Annotated in this window: 19 protein-coding genes; 14 read left to right on the forward strand and 5 right to left on the reverse strand. The window is 69.5% G+C overall.

Annotation, left to right across the window (positions count from 1 at the left end; all coding sequences use genetic code 11):
* Window positions 1–40 precede the first annotated feature (40 nt).
* Together ABD481_RS10090 and ABD481_RS10095 are read right to left on the reverse strand one after the other, a co-directional pair.
* Window positions 41–802: a response regulator gene (locus tag ABD481_RS10090; protein WP_344665306.1), complete on the reverse strand. Its 762-nt coding sequence runs from the start codon at window positions 800–802 to the stop codon at window positions 41–43.
* A gap of 71 nt (window positions 803–873) precedes the next feature.
* A complete protein-coding gene (locus ABD481_RS10095; RefSeq protein WP_425559135.1) occupies window positions 874–1,989 on the reverse strand; it encodes a sensor histidine kinase in 1,116 nt (371 codons plus the stop codon).
* Between the two features lie 85 nt (window positions 1,990–2,074).
* Between ABD481_RS10095 and ABD481_RS10100 the strand changes: the two genes are divergently transcribed.
* From ABD481_RS10100 to truA, 10 genes are all read left to right on the forward strand, one after another.
* The gene (locus ABD481_RS10100; RefSeq protein ID WP_344665308.1) at window positions 2,075–2,713 is read left to right on the forward strand and encodes a DUF1707 SHOCT-like domain-containing protein; all 639 of its coding nucleotides are present in this window, start codon (window positions 2,075–2,077) and stop codon (window positions 2,711–2,713) included.
* Window positions 2,714–3,365: 652 nt separating this feature from the next.
* Window positions 3,366–3,587, forward strand: a complete 222-nt coding sequence (infA, locus tag ABD481_RS10105; RefSeq protein WP_012785186.1) for a translation initiation factor IF-1 — start codon at window positions 3,366–3,368, stop codon at window positions 3,585–3,587.
* A gap of 134 nt (window positions 3,588–3,721) precedes the next feature.
* A complete protein-coding gene (gene rpmJ, locus ABD481_RS10110) occupies window positions 3,722–3,835 on the forward strand; it encodes a 50S ribosomal protein L36 (protein WP_009740505.1) in 114 nt (37 codons plus the stop codon).
* Between the two features lie 175 nt (window positions 3,836–4,010).
* Window positions 4,011–4,391 (forward strand): 30S ribosomal protein S13, encoded by a 381-nt coding sequence (gene rpsM, locus ABD481_RS10115; protein ID WP_344665309.1) that lies wholly within the window; start codon window positions 4,011–4,013, stop codon window positions 4,389–4,391.
* A 72-nt stretch (window positions 4,392–4,463) separates the two neighbouring features.
* Window positions 4,464–4,874, forward strand: a complete 411-nt coding sequence (gene rpsK, locus ABD481_RS10120) for a 30S ribosomal protein S11 (protein ID WP_012785188.1) — start codon at window positions 4,464–4,466, stop codon at window positions 4,872–4,874.
* A 20-nt stretch (window positions 4,875–4,894) separates the two neighbouring features.
* Window positions 4,895–5,521: a 30S ribosomal protein S4 gene (rpsD, locus tag ABD481_RS10125; RefSeq protein ID WP_344665310.1), complete on the forward strand. Its 627-nt coding sequence runs from the start codon at window positions 4,895–4,897 to the stop codon at window positions 5,519–5,521.
* A gap of 98 nt (window positions 5,522–5,619) precedes the next feature.
* Window positions 5,620–6,645: a DNA-directed RNA polymerase subunit alpha gene (locus ABD481_RS10130; protein WP_344656612.1), complete on the forward strand. Its 1,026-nt coding sequence runs from the start codon at window positions 5,620–5,622 to the stop codon at window positions 6,643–6,645.
* Window positions 6,646–6,763: 118 nt separating this feature from the next.
* Window positions 6,764–7,315: a 50S ribosomal protein L17 gene (gene rplQ / locus ABD481_RS10135; protein WP_344665311.1), complete on the forward strand. Its 552-nt coding sequence runs from the start codon at window positions 6,764–6,766 to the stop codon at window positions 7,313–7,315.
* Between the two features lie 134 nt (window positions 7,316–7,449).
* A complete protein-coding gene (locus ABD481_RS10140; RefSeq protein ID WP_344665312.1) occupies window positions 7,450–8,169 on the forward strand; it encodes a restriction endonuclease in 720 nt (239 codons plus the stop codon).
* Between the two features lie 52 nt (window positions 8,170–8,221).
* On the forward strand, window positions 8,222–9,076 hold the full coding sequence (gene truA / locus ABD481_RS10145) for a tRNA pseudouridine(38-40) synthase TruA (protein WP_344665313.1): 855 nt from the start codon (window positions 8,222–8,224) through the stop codon (window positions 9,074–9,076).
* Window positions 9,077–9,168: 92 nt separating this feature from the next.
* Here the strand turns inward: truA and ABD481_RS10150 are convergent, their stop codons facing one another.
* Window positions 9,169–9,702, reverse strand: a complete 534-nt coding sequence (locus tag ABD481_RS10150; protein WP_344665314.1) for a DUF6886 family protein — start codon at window positions 9,700–9,702, stop codon at window positions 9,169–9,171.
* A 9-nt stretch (window positions 9,703–9,711) separates the two neighbouring features.
* A complete protein-coding gene (locus tag ABD481_RS10155) occupies window positions 9,712–10,200 on the reverse strand; it encodes an NADPH-dependent FMN reductase (protein ID WP_344665315.1) in 489 nt (162 codons plus the stop codon).
* A gap of 57 nt (window positions 10,201–10,257) precedes the next feature.
* Here ABD481_RS10155 and ABD481_RS10160 point away from each other — a divergent pair, with 57 nt between their 5' ends.
* The 4 genes from ABD481_RS10160 to glmM all read left to right on the forward strand — a co-directional run bounded on the left by ABD481_RS10160 (window position 10,258) and on the right by glmM (window position 14,629).
* Entirely contained in the window at window positions 10,258–11,922 is a 1,665-nt protein-coding gene (locus tag ABD481_RS10160; protein ID WP_344665316.1) for an ABC-F family ATP-binding cassette domain-containing protein, read from the forward strand.
* A 197-nt stretch (window positions 11,923–12,119) separates the two neighbouring features.
* Window positions 12,120–12,563 carry a 50S ribosomal protein L13 gene (rplM, locus tag ABD481_RS10165; protein WP_344665317.1) on the forward strand — a complete coding sequence of 148 codons (444 nt, stop codon included), beginning with the start codon at window positions 12,120–12,122 and terminating at the stop codon, window positions 12,561–12,563.
* Window positions 12,564–12,611: 48 nt separating this feature from the next.
* Window positions 12,612–13,133, forward strand: a complete 522-nt coding sequence (gene rpsI, locus ABD481_RS10170; protein ID WP_344665318.1) for a 30S ribosomal protein S9 — start codon at window positions 12,612–12,614, stop codon at window positions 13,131–13,133.
* Window positions 13,134–13,285: 152 nt separating this feature from the next.
* Window positions 13,286–14,629, forward strand: coding sequence for a phosphoglucosamine mutase (gene glmM / locus ABD481_RS10175; RefSeq protein ID WP_344665319.1), 1,344 nt, complete (start codon window positions 13,286–13,288; stop codon window positions 14,627–14,629).
* A 137-nt stretch (window positions 14,630–14,766) separates the two neighbouring features.
* Here the strand turns inward: glmM and ABD481_RS10180 are convergent, their stop codons facing one another.
* Entirely contained in the window at window positions 14,767–16,086 is a 1,320-nt protein-coding gene (locus ABD481_RS10180) for an ATP-dependent 6-phosphofructokinase (protein ID WP_344665320.1), read from the reverse strand.
* Between the last annotated feature and the right edge of the window lie 232 nt (window positions 16,087–16,318).

The following is a 16,318-nucleotide window of genomic DNA, read 5'->3' on the forward strand; positions in this document are numbered from 1 at the left end:
CTCCGACGGGGGTGCGACCCCCCTCATTCGAACGAGGGACTCATCCCTCCCAGGAGGGAGTCACCAGCCCGCTCTCATACGCGAAGATCACCGCGTGCACCCGGTCTCGCAGCCCCAGCTTCATCAGGACATTGCTGACATGGGTCTTCACCGTGTGCTCCGAGACGAACAACGCCGCAGAGATCTCCGCATTAGAGGCGCCCTGCGCGATCAGCACCAGCGTCTCGCGCTCCCGAGGCGTGAGCGCAGCCAGCCGCTCCGACGACGCCACCGCTGATCCGCCGCTGCCGCCGCCGCTACCACCGCCACCGCGACCACCCCCGCCACTGCCGCCTCCACCCCCACCCCGCGCCGGCCGCCGCGCCGCGATATCAGCGATCAGCCGCCGAGTCACCGACGGCGCCAGCAAAGCCTCCCCAGCAGCCACCACCCGGACCGCGTGCACCAGATCGTCACGGCGCACATCCTTGAGCAGGAACCCCGAAGCACCGGCATAGAGCGCGTCGTAGACGTACTCATCCAGATCGAACGTGGTGAGCATAAGGATCCGGACCCCACCCTCGATCCCACCCCCGACCCCACTCTCGGCACTGACCAACCGCGCCGCCTCGATCCCGTCCATCACCGGCATCCGCACATCGAGCAGCAACACGTCCGGCGCCAGGACGCGCGCCAACTCCACCGCCTCGGCACCGTTCCCCGCCTCACCGACCACCTCGATATCGGGCTGCGCGTCGAGGATCATCGCGAAGCCGCTGCGCACCAGTTCCTGGTCGTCCGCCACCACCACGCGTATCGCCACGAACGCTTTCTACCAGGCCCCGGCGGCCGCCGTCGGCGATGTCCGGATCAGGGAGGACCGGTGGGCCCCGATCAACGCTCGGACGGTATCCGCGCCATGAGCGCAAACCCGCCCGCCGCGGGGCGCGCATCCCAGCTGAGGCAGCCACCGACCGGAACCAGCCGCTCCCTGAGCCCGTTCAGCCCGTGCCCACCGTCGGTGCCGTGCACCGCGCCTCTCCCGTCGTCGGCCACCGTGATCTCCAACGCGTCCACCGACCACGCCAGCCGCACCTCGGCCCGCGAAGCCCGCGCGTGTTTCAGAGTGTTGGTCAACGCCTCCTGCACCACCCGGAACGCCGCCGCCTCGGCCCCCGGCGACAGCGGCGCCGGCACACCGTCGGCCGCCAGCTCCACCCGCAGCCCGGCCCGGCGCACCTGCCGGACCAGATCCTCCAGCCCCGCCAGCGTCGGCAGCGGATCGCGCCGGTTCCCCGCCTCCTGCTGCAACACCCCCACCATGGCCCGCAACTGCGTCATCGCGTCGCGTCCCGCCGCCGAGATCGCCTCGAACGCCGCCTCGGCCCGCTCCGGCCGCGACCGCACCAGCAACGGCCCCGCCTCGGCCTGCACCACCATCAACGCCACCGCGTGCCCCACCACGTCGTGCATGTCCCGCGCGATCCGGGCCCGCTCGGCCTGCGCGGCCCGCTCGGCCAGCGCCTCGGCGGAGTCCCGCTCGGACTGGGTGAGCAGCCCCAGGAACACGGAGGTCAGGCTGAGCGTGAAGGTGACGAAGAAGTCCTCGGGATTGCCCTGCTGGTGGTGCAGCAGCTCGGCGATCACGTTCCCGACCGTGAACAAGCCGATCATCAGCACGCGCGCCCGCCCGCGCAGCGCCGACCCGATCGTGAACTGGGAGACCAGCACCGCGTACGGGAACGGTTGAGCAGGGTGCACGACCGACGTCACCAGCAGCGTCATCCCCCCGACCACCAGGGCGTCCAGCACCGGGTACGTCTCCCGCCACAGCAGCGGCACGATCGTCGCGGTCTCCATCGCGTACCGCCACGGCCCGAACGGCATCACCCCCGGCAACAGGTACCCGCCGGTGTTCAGACCCATGATGATCAACGTGACCAGCACATCGGCCTGCCGGGGCCGGCGCGGCCGGAATTCGCGAATCTGGGGCGCCCCCGGAAAGTGCACGAGTCAGATCATGCTCCGCCGGGAGTAGCCGCACCTCCCTCTCCGGGGGGATCCTTGGGGGACGGACCTGAGGTACAGTCGAGATATGTCGCGAGTCAGTTGGGGAGTCACGCAGATGACGCAGGGTGGGGCCGCCTTCGAACCCGAGATGCGCGCCGGCGACGCCGACCGCGAACGCCTGGTGGAGCAGTTGCGCGAGCACCACGCCGCCGGCCGCCTGACGCTGGACGAGTTCGAGGAGCGGATGGTCCAGGCCTATTCCGCCAAGACCTACGGCGAACTGCGCGTCCTCACCCGCGACCTGCCGATCGACCTGGCGCAGCTGAACCTCCAGCAGGCCCAGCAGCGCACCGCCCCCGGGCGCCCGGTCGAGATCCGGCGGGACGGGGCCGGACGGATGCAGATCAACATCGACAACCAGGCCATCCAGGATCGGATCAACGACCACCTGGCCCGCCACCAGGACAAGCACCGCCACCACCTGGCCCGCCACCAGGACCGCATCGAGCGCCACCAGCAGCGCTGGGAGCAGCGCGCCGCCCGCCGCGGCCGCGGCTGGGACTCGTTCGGCTCCTGGATCGGCCTGTCGGTCCTGCTCACCACGATCTGGCTGATCACCGGCCTGAGCGGCGGCGGCAGCTGGGGCAACTTCTGGCCGATCTGGCCGATCGGCATCACCGGCGCGCTGATGGTCGCCCACAACATCAACAACAAGCGCAACTGAACCGCGCCTCGCGACAGCCGCCGCCACCGCGACCGGCACGACCACTGCGACCGGCACGACCGGCACGAACAGCCGGTACGACTGCCACGACCGCTGCGACCACCGCCGCGACCGCTGCGACTGGCACGATCTGCGCGACCGGCGCGACCTGCGCGACTTGCACGACTGTCACGAACGGCCGACACGACTGCCGCGACCGCCGCGACCGCCGCGACCGCTGCGACTGCTGCGACCACCGTGACCACCGCGACCACCGACATGGCCGCCGCGCTGTAGCAGGTCAGCGGCACTGTAAGGTGCCCTTCGCTCCGCGCATCGGCCCGCCCATCGGCCCGCCCATCGGCGTGCCGCTCACAGCCCTGCCCGTCGTGCCCTCCGCCCCCCGCCGGGCCCCAGGTTGTCCGCACGCCGAACGCGACGGGAATTCTCGCCGCCCCCCACGGGTTTCACAGCTGGTGCGAACGGGGTAATAATCTCCGGTTTCGCGTTCTGCAAGCGTTCGGCGTACACTGGCGTGTCGGCTCCGTATGGAGTGGCTCTGGTGCGCCCCCGCGGCTGGGTCTATGAGTGCACCTGTGCGAGTCACCACTTGCTCCTGGAGTACGGAAGCCGACGCGGCAGTAGACACCCTTCTGAAGGAGATTGAAGGAACTTGGCCAAAAAAGAAGGCGCCATCGAGATCGAGGGCACCATCATCGAGTCCCTGCCCAACGCGATGTTCCGCGTTGAGCTGGCGAACGGCCACAAGGTCCTCGCGCACATCTCCGGCAAGATGCGGATGCACTACATCCGGATCCTTCCGGACGACCGGGTCGTCGTCGAGCTCAGCCCGTACGACCTGACCCGTGGGCGCATCGTCTACCGCTACAAGTGACCTGGAGGGCTCCTCTTCCACCAAGAGGGGTCCCTGCCGTTCACGTCCATCGAGGCTCACCGCGAACAAGAGCGGTGGGCTGCCTTTCGGTGCGTTTCCGCGCGCCGGACGACCGATACCAGTAAGGAACCACCATGAAGGTCAAGCCCAGCGTCAAGAAGATCTGTGACAAGTGCAAGGTGATCCGTCGCCACGGCCGCGTCATGGTCATCTGCGAGAACCTGCGCCACAAGCAGCGTCAGGGCTGAGCTCGGACCGGACCCGCCGCGGTCCGGTTGTTTTATCGCAGCGTCCCGACCCCGCGAGCCTTCGCCATGAGGCTCCCGGACGTTACCCCCGGCCCGGAGGCCGGAGACCTGGTCAGGCACCAGGACCGGCGCTGCTTCGACACCTCCGGAACGAACAGAAACAGGAGCCTGCCTGATGGCACGTCTCTCTGGTGTGGACATCCCGCGCGAGAAGCGTCTGGAGATCGCCCTCACCTACATCTACGGCATCGGCCGCACCCGCTCGCAGCAGACCTGCGCGGAGACCGGCATCGACCCGAACACGCGCGTGAAGGACCTGACGGAGGACGACCTCGTCAAGCTCCGCCAGTGGATCGACACGAACTACCGCGTCGAGGGTGACCTGCGCCGTGAGGTCCAGGCGGACATCCGCCGCAAGATCGAGATCGGCTGCTACCAGGGCATCCGGCACCGCAAGGGCCTGCCGGTGCATGGCCAGCGGACCCACACCAACGCGCGTACGCGCAAGGGCCCGCGCAAGGCCATCGCCGGCAAGAAGAAGGCCGGCCGGAAGTAGTCCAGCCACGGACCGGATTAGCTGGTTGTCAGTGGCCCGGACCGATCACCTCAATCAGGAGAACCCAGCACAATGCCTCCCCAGAGCCGTAAGGCCGGCGCCAAGGCTCCCAAGCTGCGCCGCAAGGAAAAGAAGAACGTCGCCCACGGGCACGCTCACATCAAGAGCACGTTCAACAACACCATCGTCTCGATCACCGACCCGCAGGGGAACGTGATCGCGTGGGCGAGCTCGGGTCAGGTGGGCTTCAAGGGCTCGCGCAAGTCGACCCCGTTCGCCGCTCAGATGACCGCCGAGGCCGCCGCCCGTCGGGCCATGGAGCACGGCATGAAGAAGGTCGACGTGTTCGTCAAGGGTCCCGGCTCCGGCCGCGAGACCGCCATCCGGTCGCTGCAGCAGACCGGCCTGGAGGTCGGATCCATCAACGACGTCACCCCTTCGCCGCACAACGGCTGCCGTCCGCCGAAGCGCCGGCGCGTCTGAGCTAGGAGAGTAGAAGAACCATGGCCCGTTACACCGGCCCCGACTGCAAGCGCTGCCGCCGCGAGAAGACCAAGCTCTTTCTCAAGGGCAGCAAGTGCGATGGCCCCAAGTGCCCGATCGAGATCCGTCCCTACCCCCCGGGTGAGCACGGCCGCGGTCGCACCAAGGAGAACGAGTACCTGCTCCAGCTTCGCGAGAAGCAGAAGACCGCCCGTATCTACGGCGTTCTGGAGAAGCAGTTCCGCGGCTACTACGAGGAGGCCAACCGCAAGGGTGGCAAGACGGGTGAGAACCTGCTCCGCATCCTCGAGTCCCGTCTGGACAACGTGGTCTACCGGGCCGGCTTCGCCAAGTCCCGCGACCACGCGCGCCAGCTGGTCCGCCACGGCCACATCCTGCTGAACGGCCACAAGGCGAACATCCCCTCGATGCGCGTGTCGCCCAGCGACATCGTCGAGGTGCGCAAGGAGAGCCTGGAGCTCACCCCGTTCGTCGTGGCCCGCGCCGAGGCCGGCGAGCGTCCGGCTCCGGCCTGGATCGAGGTCATCCCGTCGAAGATGCGGATCCTCGTCCACTCGCTCCCGGAGCGTGCGGTCATCGACACGCAGGTCCAGGAGCAGCTGATCGTCGAGCTCTACTCCAAGTAGCGGCTCGTCCCCATGGGGAGCCTTCGCGGGCTCCCCATGGGTGCACCACCCCCGTGGTCGGTATATAGCGGCCGGCCCAGGCACTGGAGGTTGAAAGCGTGCTTATCGCACAGCGCCCCACTCTGACCGAGGAAATCATCGATGAGTACCGCTCGCGGTTCCTCATCGAGCCGCTGGAGCCCGGCTTCGGCTACACCCTCGGCAACTCGCTGCGCCGGACGCTCCTGTCGTCCATCCCCGGCGCCGCGGTGACGTCCATCCGGATCGACGGCGTGCTCCACGAGTTCACCACGATCCCGGGTGTGAAGGAGGACGTCACCGACCTGATCCTGAACATCAAGCAGCTGGTCGTCTCCTCCGAGATCGACGAGCCGGTGACCATGTACCTGCGCAAGCAGGGCCCGGGCACCGTTACCGCCGCCGACATCGCCCCGCCGGCCGGCGTCGAGGTCCACAACCCCGAGCTGATCATCGCCACCCTCAACGGCAAGGGCAAGCTGGAGATGGAGCTCACCGTCGAGCGTGGCCGCGGCTACGTCTCCGCGGTGCAGAACAAGCAGGCGGGCCAGGAGATCGGGCGCATCCCGATCGACTCGATCTACTCGCCGGTGCTGAAGGTCAAGTACGACGTCGAGGCCACCCGCGTCGAGCAGCGCACCGACTTCGACCGGCTGGTGCTGGACGTCGAGACCAAGCAGTCGATGCGCCCGCGCGACGCCGTCGCCTCCGCCGGCAAGACCCTGGTGGAGCTGTTCGGCCTGGCCCGCGAGCTCAACATCGAGGCCGAGGGCATCGACATGGGCCCGTCCCCGACCGACGCCGCCCTGGCCGCCGACCTGGCGCTGCCGATCGAGGACCTGGAGCTGACCGTCCGCTCCTACAACTGCCTCAAGCGCGAGGGCATCCACACCGTGGGCGAGTTGGTCGCGCGCAGCGAGGCCGACCTGCTGGACATCCGCAACTTCGGGGCGAAGTCCATCGACGAGGTCAAGGTCAAGCTGATGAGCATGGGCCTGGCGCTGAAGGACTCCCCGCCCGGATTCGATCCCTCGCTGGTCGTCGACAACCAGTTCGACGAGGACGAGGACCTGGACGCCGCGTACGCGGAGACCGAGGAGCTGTAAGGCTCCGCACCGGGGCCGCACCCGCCAGGGCGCGGCCCCACCCCCGCCGCCGGGCACCCGCCCGCCGGCGGTTCTGATCCCGGGTACCTGACACGGCCCGAGACACCAAGGAGAAGAAATGCCCCAGCCGAAGAAGGGCGCCCGCCTCGGCGGCTCCCCGGCGCACCAGAAGCTGATCCTGGCGAACCTCGCCAAGTCGCTGTTCGAGCACGACAAGATCACCACCACCGAGGCCAAGGCGCGCCTGCTGCGCCCCTACGCCGAGCGGCTGATCACCAAGGCCAAGAAGGGCGACCTGCACAACCGTCGCCAGGTCCTGGCCGTGCTCCGCGACAAGGACATCGTCTTCCGCCTGTTCGACGAGATCGCGCCGAACTACGCCAACCGCCCCGGCGGTTACACCCGCATCATCAAGGCCGGCAACCGCAAGGGCGACAACGCCCCCATGGCCGTGATCGAGCTGGTCGAGGCGCTCACCGTGCAGCAGACCGCGGTCCGCGAGGCCGAGGCCGCCACGAAGCGCTCGGTGAAGGAGAAGGCCGCGAAGGCGGAGGCCCCGGCCGCCGCCGAGGCTCCGGCCGAGGCTCCGGCGGAGGAGGTCGAGGCTGTCGAGGCTGAGGCCACCGAGGCCACCGAGGCCACCGAGACCGAGGCTGCCGAGAAGGAGTAAGTCCTTCCGCGGTTTCCAGGCCCGCCCCCTCTTCGGAGGGGGCGGGCCTTCGCTATTTCTCATAGCGTCTCGCCATCGGCTTCCCGGGGAACACAGTGTTCGACGATCCGATGGCTCGCAGGGGGGTGGTCTCCATGGCTCAGACCAAGGCACCGCGCAAACGACCCACCGGCGCACGGGGCGGCCGGCCGGCGGGGAACCAGCGGCAGCGGGCTGAGCCGTCGGTGACGCCGGCCAGGCGGCTGGCGGTGGCCGTGCTCGCCGCCTGTGCGGTCGTCGCCGTCGGCGAGGCGGCGACCGGCACGCTGGGGGCCTGGCCGGCGATTCCGGCGGCCGGGGTCGTCGCCGTCGGCGTGGCATTGCTGCTGCGCGCCAGCAGCGCCGGGCGTGCGGAACAAGCTGCGGAGGCGGCGCGGCTCGCCGAGCTCGAACAGGCCGGCCGGCACCGCAGCCTCCGCGCGTTGGACGCGATGAGCGGAACGGAGTTCGAGAAGTTCGTCGCCGGGCTGTGCCATCGGGACGGGTTCCTGGTTGTGAGAGCCGGCGGCGGGGCGGGCGACCTCGGCGCCGATGTGATCGCCAAGGCCCCGGACGGCAGGCTCGTCGTGATCCAGTGCAAGCGGTACAAGGAGAGCGCGCCGGTGCCCGGCCCGGACATGCAGCGGTTCCTCGGCACCGTCCGCGCGGTGCACGGCGCCGATCTGCCGGTGTTCGTCACCACTGCCTGGCGCTTCACCAGACAATGCCGGGAGTTGGCCCAGTCCCAGCAGGTGGTCCTGATCGATCGCGACAAGCTCAGCCACTGGGTCAACGGGGTCTCGCTGGAGAAATTCTTTTCCGCTCCGCCGGTCTAGACGCCGACCGGGCCGGCGGCAGCCGTCGCGCGCTCTGCGCGAGAATGAACCCGTGAGCACCGAGCCCCTCCCCGGAGACGTCCGCGTCCGCCTCGACCTGGCCTACGACGGCACCGCCTTCTCCGGGTGGGCCGTCCAGCCGGGGCGGCGGACGGTGTGCGGGGAGCTGACCGCCGCGCTGTCCACGGTGCTGCGGCGGGACGTGACGCTGGTGGTGGCCGGACGGACCGACGCCGGGGTGCACGCCGGGGGACAGGTGGCGCATCTGGACGTGCCCGAGGAGTTGTGGGCCGAGCACCAGGAGCGGCTGCTGAGGCGGCTCGCGGCGGTGTTGCCGGGGGATGTGCGGGTCTGGGCCGCCGCGGCCGCTCCGGAGGGCTTCGACGCTCGGTTCGCCGCCGTCGGCCGCCGCTACACCTACCGTGTCACCGACGCCCCCTACGGCCCGCACCCGCTGCGCCGCCACGACGTCCTGTGGCATCCGCGCGTCCTCGACCCGGACCTGATGAACGAGGCTGCCGCAGCGCTGCTCGGGGAGCACGACTTCGCCTCCTTCTGCAAGAAGCGCGAGGGGGCGACCACCATCCGCTGCCTCACCCGCCTCACCTGGACCCGCGAGGCGCCGACCACGCTGACGCCGACCGGCCTGCTCGTCGCCGACGTGCGGGCGGATGCCTTCTGCCACTCCATGGTCCGCAGCCTCGTCGGTGCGCTGCTGGCGGTGGGGGAGGGCCGGCGGCCGGTCGGCGATCCCGGCCGGATCCTTGCCGAGCAGGTCCGCTCCTCCGAGGTGAAGGTTGCCCCGCCGCAGGGGCTGACGCTCGAAGAGGTCGTCTACCCGCCGGACGACGAGCTGGCCGCGCAGCAGCGGAAGACCCGGCGCGTCAGGGTGCTGGAATCGGACTGACCGACCCCGACCGCCGAGCTGATGCTCTAGCCGCAGCCCCGCAGCCCCGCAGCCCCGCAGCCCCGCAGCACGCAGTCCCACGGCCCCGCAGCTCAAACCCCAGTACGCGCGTTCCGCATCCGGATCCCGCTGAACCCCAGCGTCGACCCGATCACCTGCTCCCAGAACGGCAGCAGCGTCGGCAGCACCCGGAGCTGGATGTCCGCCGCCTCGAACAGCGCGAACACGTCTCCGACCCGCTCCGCCGGACCGAGCGGCCGCACCTCCCGCTCGGCGACGTGCGCGTGGACCGGATCGCCGAACGGCCGGAACTCGCGCGCGTCGAACCGGTACGCGTACAGCTCCACCGTCCGCATCCGCTCCAGCCAGCCGTACTCCACCGCGTGCACCCGCGGTCCGCCGCCGGGGCCGATGATCCGGTCGCGGTCCTCGGCGGTGGTGCCCGGCTGCACCCAGGCCATCGCCCGCGGGCACTCCCGCGGGAACCAATAGTCGGGGCACCTGTCGCGGTCGACAGCCCACACATACGCCTCCGGCTGTCGCGCGGTGGCGGCCACATGCGGTGCGAAGCGAGTGATGGTCGGGTCTTCCGAGAAATGCAATACCTGGCCTGGTTCCGGTCGCATCCGTTCGTTCTACCGGACCAACGCGCGCAGAACCTCCGTAATACGTTCGCGCGCGTCGGGATCCGCTATAGCGATCCGCGCGCACGCCTCTTCCACGATCCCCGCACCGGTGTACTCCAGCACCGTCCGCAGCGTCGCCACAGCGCCCTCGCCGCGCCCCGGATTCGCCGCGTTGATCCATCCCGTCGGCTTGTCGCAGATCTCGGTTCCGCCGACCGTCCAGTCCAGCAGGTTCTTGAACGATCCTGGCAACGTCCCCGCGTACTCCGGTGTGCACACCAGAACCGCGTCCGCGCGCGCGATGGCGGCCCGCAGCCCGGCAACCGCCTCCGGCAACGGATCGACATCCAGATCGGGATTGAAATGAGGGAGATCCCCAAGCCCCTCATAGAACACCGCGCTATACGTTTCCCCAGCTACGTCCTGTACCAGCCGCAGCATCGCCTCATTCGAGGATCCCTTACGCACCGACCCGCACAGCAGTAACACCTCACCCATGCCCGCGACGCTATATCCATTCGCGCCACTAGGCCGCTTTGAGCGACACTGCACGCCATGGGCCATATCGACGTCAACAGTCTCCAGTACCACCTTCCGGACGGCCGCGTCCTGCTCCAGGACATCACCTTCCGGATCGGCGACGGCGACAAAGCGGCCCTGGTCGGCGCCAACGGCGCCGGCAAGACCACCCTGCTGCGCCTCATCGCCGGCGACATCGATCCCACCGGCGGCGCCGTGGTGCGCTCCGGCGGCCTCGGCGTGATGCGCCAGTTCGTCGACCGCAAAACCGAACCCGGCCAGGAGCCGCCGACCGTCCGCGACCTGCTCCTGTCGGTCGCCCAGCCGAACCTCCAGAAAGCCGCCGCGGAGCTTGAGACCGCCGAGCTGCTGATGATGGAGGACGACGCCGAGCCCACCCAGCTCCGCTACGCCCAGGCGCTCGTCGACTGGGGCGACGCGGGCGGCTACGAGGCGGAAACGCTATGGGACGCCTGCTGCACGATCGCCGTGGGCGTTCCCTACATCCAGGCCCAGTTCCGCCCCGCCGCGACGCTCTCCGGCGGCGAGCAGAAGCGCCTCGTCCTCGAAGCGCTCCTGCGCGGTCCGGACCAAGTCCTCCTGCTCGACGAGCCGGACAACTTCCTCGATGTCCCCGGCAAGCGCTGGCTCGAAGAAGCCATCAACGAGACGCCCAAGACGGTCCTGTTCGTCACCCACGACCGCGAACTCCTCGCCCGCACCGCGAAGAAGATCGTCACCGTCGAGGTCGGCTCCGGCGGCGGTATCGGCGGCTCGGTCTGGATCCACGGCGGCGGCTTCGCCAACTACCACGAAGTCCGCAAGGCCCGCTTCGACCGCTTCGAAGAACTCCTGCGCCGCTGGGAAGAAGAACACCGCCGCCTCAAGGACCTCGTCGTCGAACTCCGCCAGCAGGCCAAGAACAGCGAGGCGATGGCCGCGAAGTACCGCGCCATGTGCACCCGCCTGGAGAGGTTCGAGCAGGCCGGCCCGCCGCCCGCGCCGCCGCGCGAGCAACAGGTGAAGATGCGCCTTAAGGGCGGACGCACCGGAGTGCGCGCCTTCGAGTGCGTGAACCTGGAACTCACCGGCCTCATGCAGCCGTTCTCCACGGAGATCTTCTATGGCGAACGCGTAGCGGTCCTCGGCGGGAACGGCTCAGGGAAGTCCCACTTCCTCCGCCTCCTCGCCGGCGGCGACGACGTCGCCCACACCGGCACTTTCAAACTCGGCGCGCGCGTCGTCCCTGGACACTTCCGCCAAACGCATAGGCAGCCGCACCTGGAGCAGAAGACGCTTCTGGAGATCCTCTGGGAGGAGTTCTCCTTCCAGCGCGACAACGCCTCGCCGACGCTGGCCCGCTATGCCTTGAACAACCAGGCCGAGCAGCGCTTCGGCAACCTCTCCGGCGGCCAGCAGGCCCGCTTCCAGATCCTGCGTCTGGAGCTCAGCGGCGCCACGATGCTGCTGCTCGACGAGCCCACCGACAACCTCGACCTGATGTCGGCCGACGCCCTGGAGGACGGTCTCCAGCAGTACGACGGCACCGTGATCGCCGTCACCCACGACCGCTGGTTCGCCAAGGGCTTCGACCGCTACCTGGTGTTCGGCACCGACGGCCGGGTCTACGAGGCCCCGGAACCGGTCTGGGACGAGCGCCGGCCGGACCGCCGGCCGGTCAAGTCCGGCGCGAAGTCCTGAGCATCCCCGACCATCGGGTAAGCTGGTGCTTCGGTGCGTCCATCCCGTGTTCGTACAAAACCGTGTCCCTGGCGTTGCATCCGGGGAAACGGGGAGTATGGCGAGGGGACACGCGCCTTTAGGCATGCCTTGTACTCACGACGACGGCGTGCTTCTTCATCGCGTAAACGTCTACGACACACGCCAGGAGCATTTCCGTGCGTACGTACAGCCCCAAGCCCGGTGACGTGCAGCGTCAGTGGCACGTCATCGATGCCCGTGACATTGTTCTCGGGCGTCTGGCCACCCAGACCGCGAACCTGCTTCGCGGCAAGCACAAGCCGATTTTCGCCCCGCACGTCGACGCGGGCGACTTCGTCATCATCATCAACGCCGAGAAGGTGCACCTGTCCGGCAACAAGCGCCAGGACAAGCTCGCCTACCGCCACTCCGGCTACCCGGGCGGTCTGCGTTCGGTGAAGTACGGCGACCTGATCGACAAGGACCCGCGCAAGGCCATCGAGAAGGCCGTTCGCGGCATGCTGCCGAAGAACTCCCTCGGCCGCCAGATGCTGTCGAAGCTGAAGGTGTACCGCGGCGAGGAGCACCCGCACGCGGCCCAGAAGCCGGAGCCGTACGTCATCACCCAGGTCGCGCAGTAGTCCCGGCCACTCCACTCTTCTTAGTTCACCCAGAAAGGAACTGTGGCTGTGACCGAGGTCGACACCACCCCCGAGTTCGTTGACGAGTTCGCCGGCGGCGGCGGCGAGGAGGAGGAGCTCACCGAGTACACCTCCGAGACCCCCGCCGCGGCGGCCGCGCCCGTCGTGCGCCGCTCCGCCACCACTTCCGGGCAGGGCCTGGGCCGCCGCAAGGAGGCCATCGCCCGCGTCCGGATCGTGCCGGGCACCGGCGTCTGGAAGATCAACGGCCGTACTCTGGACTCCTACTTCCCGAACAAGGTCCACCAGCAGCTGGTGAACGACCCGTTCAAGGTCCTGGAGCTGGACGGCGCCTACGACGTCGTCGCCCGCATCGACGGCGGCGGCATCTCCGGCCAGGCCGGCGCGCTGCGCCTGGGCGTGGCCCGCGCGCTGAACGCGGCGGACCTGGAGAACAACCGGGCCACCTTGAAGAAGGCCGGCTTCCTGACTCGGGACCCGCGCGCCACCGAGCGTAAGAAGGCCGGTCTGAAGAAGGCCCGTAAGGCTCCGCAGTACAGCAAGCGCTAAACACCGGCGCCTCCGCGAGAGGAATTTCGCGGTCCCGTCGAAAACGAACGCCCCGGGAGGTTCCCCTTCCCGGGGCGTTCGTACGATGTTTTCCCGGGAATACCGTCCCCTAGGGTTTCCACCCCTCCTGCCCCCTCGAGGAGAGCGCGCATATGACCAGGCTTTTCGGCACCGACGGCGTACGCGGCATGGCCAACCGGGAACTGACCGCGGAGCTGGCGCTGGACCTGTCGGTGGCCGCCGCACACGTCCTCGGCGAGGTCGGCCTCTTCGAAGGCCACCGTCCCAAGGCGGTCGTGGGCCGCGATCCGCGTGCGTCCGGCGAGTTCCTGGAGGGCGCGGTGGTCGCCGGCCTCGCCTCCGCCGGGGTGGACGTGCTCCGCCTCGGCGTGCTGCCGACCCCGGCGGTCGCCTACCTGACCGAGGTGCTCGGCGCCGATCTCGGCGTGGTGCTGTCCGCCTCGCACAACCCGGCGCCGGACAACGGCATCAAGTTCCTCGCCCGCGGCGGCGTGAAGCTGGACGACGCCCTTGAGGACGCCATCGAGCGCCGGATGAACGAGCAGTGGACCCGTCCGGTCGGGGCCGCCATCGGCCGCGTCCGGGACTACCCCGAGGGCGGCGAGCGCTACGTCGAGCACCTGCTCTCCACCCTGCCCAACCGCCTCGACGGCCTGAAGGTGGTCGTCGACGAGGCCAACGGCGCGGCGTTCCACGTCTCGCCGGAGGCGCTGCGCCGGGCCGGCGCCGAGGTGATCGCCACCCACGTCGAGCCGGACGGCCTGAACATCAACGACAACTGCGGCTCCACGCACCTGGAGGGCCTGCGCGCGGCCGTGGTCGCGCACGGCGCCGACGCCGGCATCGCGCACGACGGCGACGCCGACCGCTGCCTGGCCGTCGACGCCGCCGGCGAGGAGGTCGACGGCGACCAGATCCTGGCGGTGCTGGCGCTGGCCATGCGCGAGACCGGCACGCTGACCGGCGGCACCGTGGTCGGCACCGTGATGGCGAACTTCGGCTTCAAGCAGGCGATGCAGCGCGAGGGCCTGAACTTCGTGGAGACCGCGGTCGGGGACCGCTACGTGCTGGAGGCGATGCGGGCCGGCGGCTTCGTGCTCGGCGGCGAGCAGTCCGGCCACGTGATCCTCACCGACCACGCCACCACCGGCGACGGCACGCTGACCGCGCTGCACCTGCTGGCCCGGGTGGCCGCCACCGGCCGGCCGCTGGCCGAGCTGGCCGCGGTGATGACCAAGCTCCCGCAGGTGATGATCAACGTCAAGGACGTCGACAAGTCCCGCGCCGCCTCCAGCGCCGAGCTGGCGCAGGCGGTCAAGGAGGCCGAGGCCGAGCTCGGCGACACCGGCCGGGTCCTGCTGCGCCCCAGCGGCACGGAGCCGCTGGTGCGGGTGATGGTCGAGGCCGAGGACGCCGAGCTGGCGCGGCGGCTGGCCGAGCACCTGGCCGGCGTGGTGAAGACCGCGCTCGGCTAGCGACCGGCAGAACGCGGCAACGCGATGACAACGCAATAGAACGCGATGACAACGCCATAGAGCGAAAACGTATAGCGGCGGCCGCCACCCGCCGACTACCGCTATACGTTTTCGCTTCCAGTGCGCGAAGCGATACCTCAGCTCATCTTCTTCGGCTGCCCGGTGGTCTCCAGCACGTTCATCCACAGCTGCCCGTACGGGTCCACCACGTTCCGGCTGCCGGTGGCCAGCGAGATCGGCAGGTGCACCATCCGGCCGTGCCACTGCCCGACCACCATCGAGGTGAACCCGGCCATGCCGGCGTGCGTGGCGGCCTGCGCCAGCCGCGTGCAGTACACCGCGTCGTAGGCGTTCGCGGGCACGGAGCGGATCTCGTAGCCCGGGTCCACGTACCGCACCGACAGCGGCGTGTCGCCGAACCAGTCGACGATCCGCTTCTTCAGCAGCCCGCCGATGTCGTTCAGCCGGGCGTTGCCGGAGGCGTCGGTCTGGTCCGAGGCCGGGAAGTGCTCCTGCCCGGCGCCCTCGGCCACCACCACCACGGCGTGGCCCTGGTGCTCGACCCGCTTCTTCAGACAGGACAGGAACACGTCGATGTCGAAGGGGACCTCGGGGATCAGCGTGAAGTCCACGTCGTGGCTGGCCAGGGTGGCGTGGCAGGCGATGAAGCCGCTGTGCCGGCCCATCAGCTTCACCAGGCCCACGCCGTTCTCGGTGGAGAAGGCCTCCACGTGCGCGGCCCGTATCGACTCCGCGGCCTGGGACAGCGCGGTCTGGAAGCCGAAGGAGCGGTCGATCCACGGGATGTCGTTGTCGATGGTCTTCGGGATGCCGACCACCGCGATCCGCTCGCCGCGCCGCCGCGCCTCGTCGGCCAGCTTCTGCGCGCCGCGCAGGCTGCCGTCGCCGCCGATCACGAACAGGATGTTCACGCCGAGCCGGACCAGCGTGTCGACGCCGATCGAGGGGTCCTGGTTGCCGCGCGAGGTGCCGAGTATGGTGCCGCCGCGGTTCTGGATGTCGGCGACGGCCTGCTCGGTCAGCTGGAGCGGCTCGGAGCCGTCGGCCAGGCCCTTGAAGCCGTTGCGGAAGCCCAGCACCTTGCGGACGCCGTAGGCCCGGCCCAGGTGCAGCACCAGGCCGCGGATCACGTTGTTCAGGCCCGGGCACAGGCCGCCGCAGGTGACGATGCCGGCGGTGACCTCGGTGGGCTCGAAGAAAAGCTTCTCGCGCGGGCCGCCGGGGTTGAACGCGGGCAGCCCCGCGACGTCCACGCCGCGCTTCTTCGCGATGCCCTGCACCACGTCGAGCAGGACCCGGTCGGTCTCGGTGACGTAGTGCATCGTCTCCTGCCGCTCGCCGAGGAGTTCCTTCAGCGGGGTGTCGACGGTGCGGTCGCCCAGGCGCGTAATGGCCAGATCATCGGAGGTGATGGTAAGAAGATCGGCCGTATTCATAGGTTCACCGTAACAAGATTCCGGAGTTCCGCCGCTTGGTGGTCCACCATCCGGCCTGCCGCTGGAAACGGCCTCGGAACGCCCTGGAGCGCCCCCCGGAGGCTGGCCCGGTCCCGGGGCCCCGGCCGCCCCCGGGAGGCCCCGGGAGACCCTGCGCGTACTCCCCGGGGCCTATCGCGTCATCCTCGCGGCCTACACCGGATCCCCACTTCAAGCTGAAGCGCCGGGACCC

It is taken from the genome of Catenulispora yoronensis (genome assembly GCF_039531695.1).
Taxonomy (GTDB): domain Bacteria; phylum Actinomycetota; class Actinomycetes; order Streptomycetales; family Catenulisporaceae; genus Catenulispora; species Catenulispora yoronensis.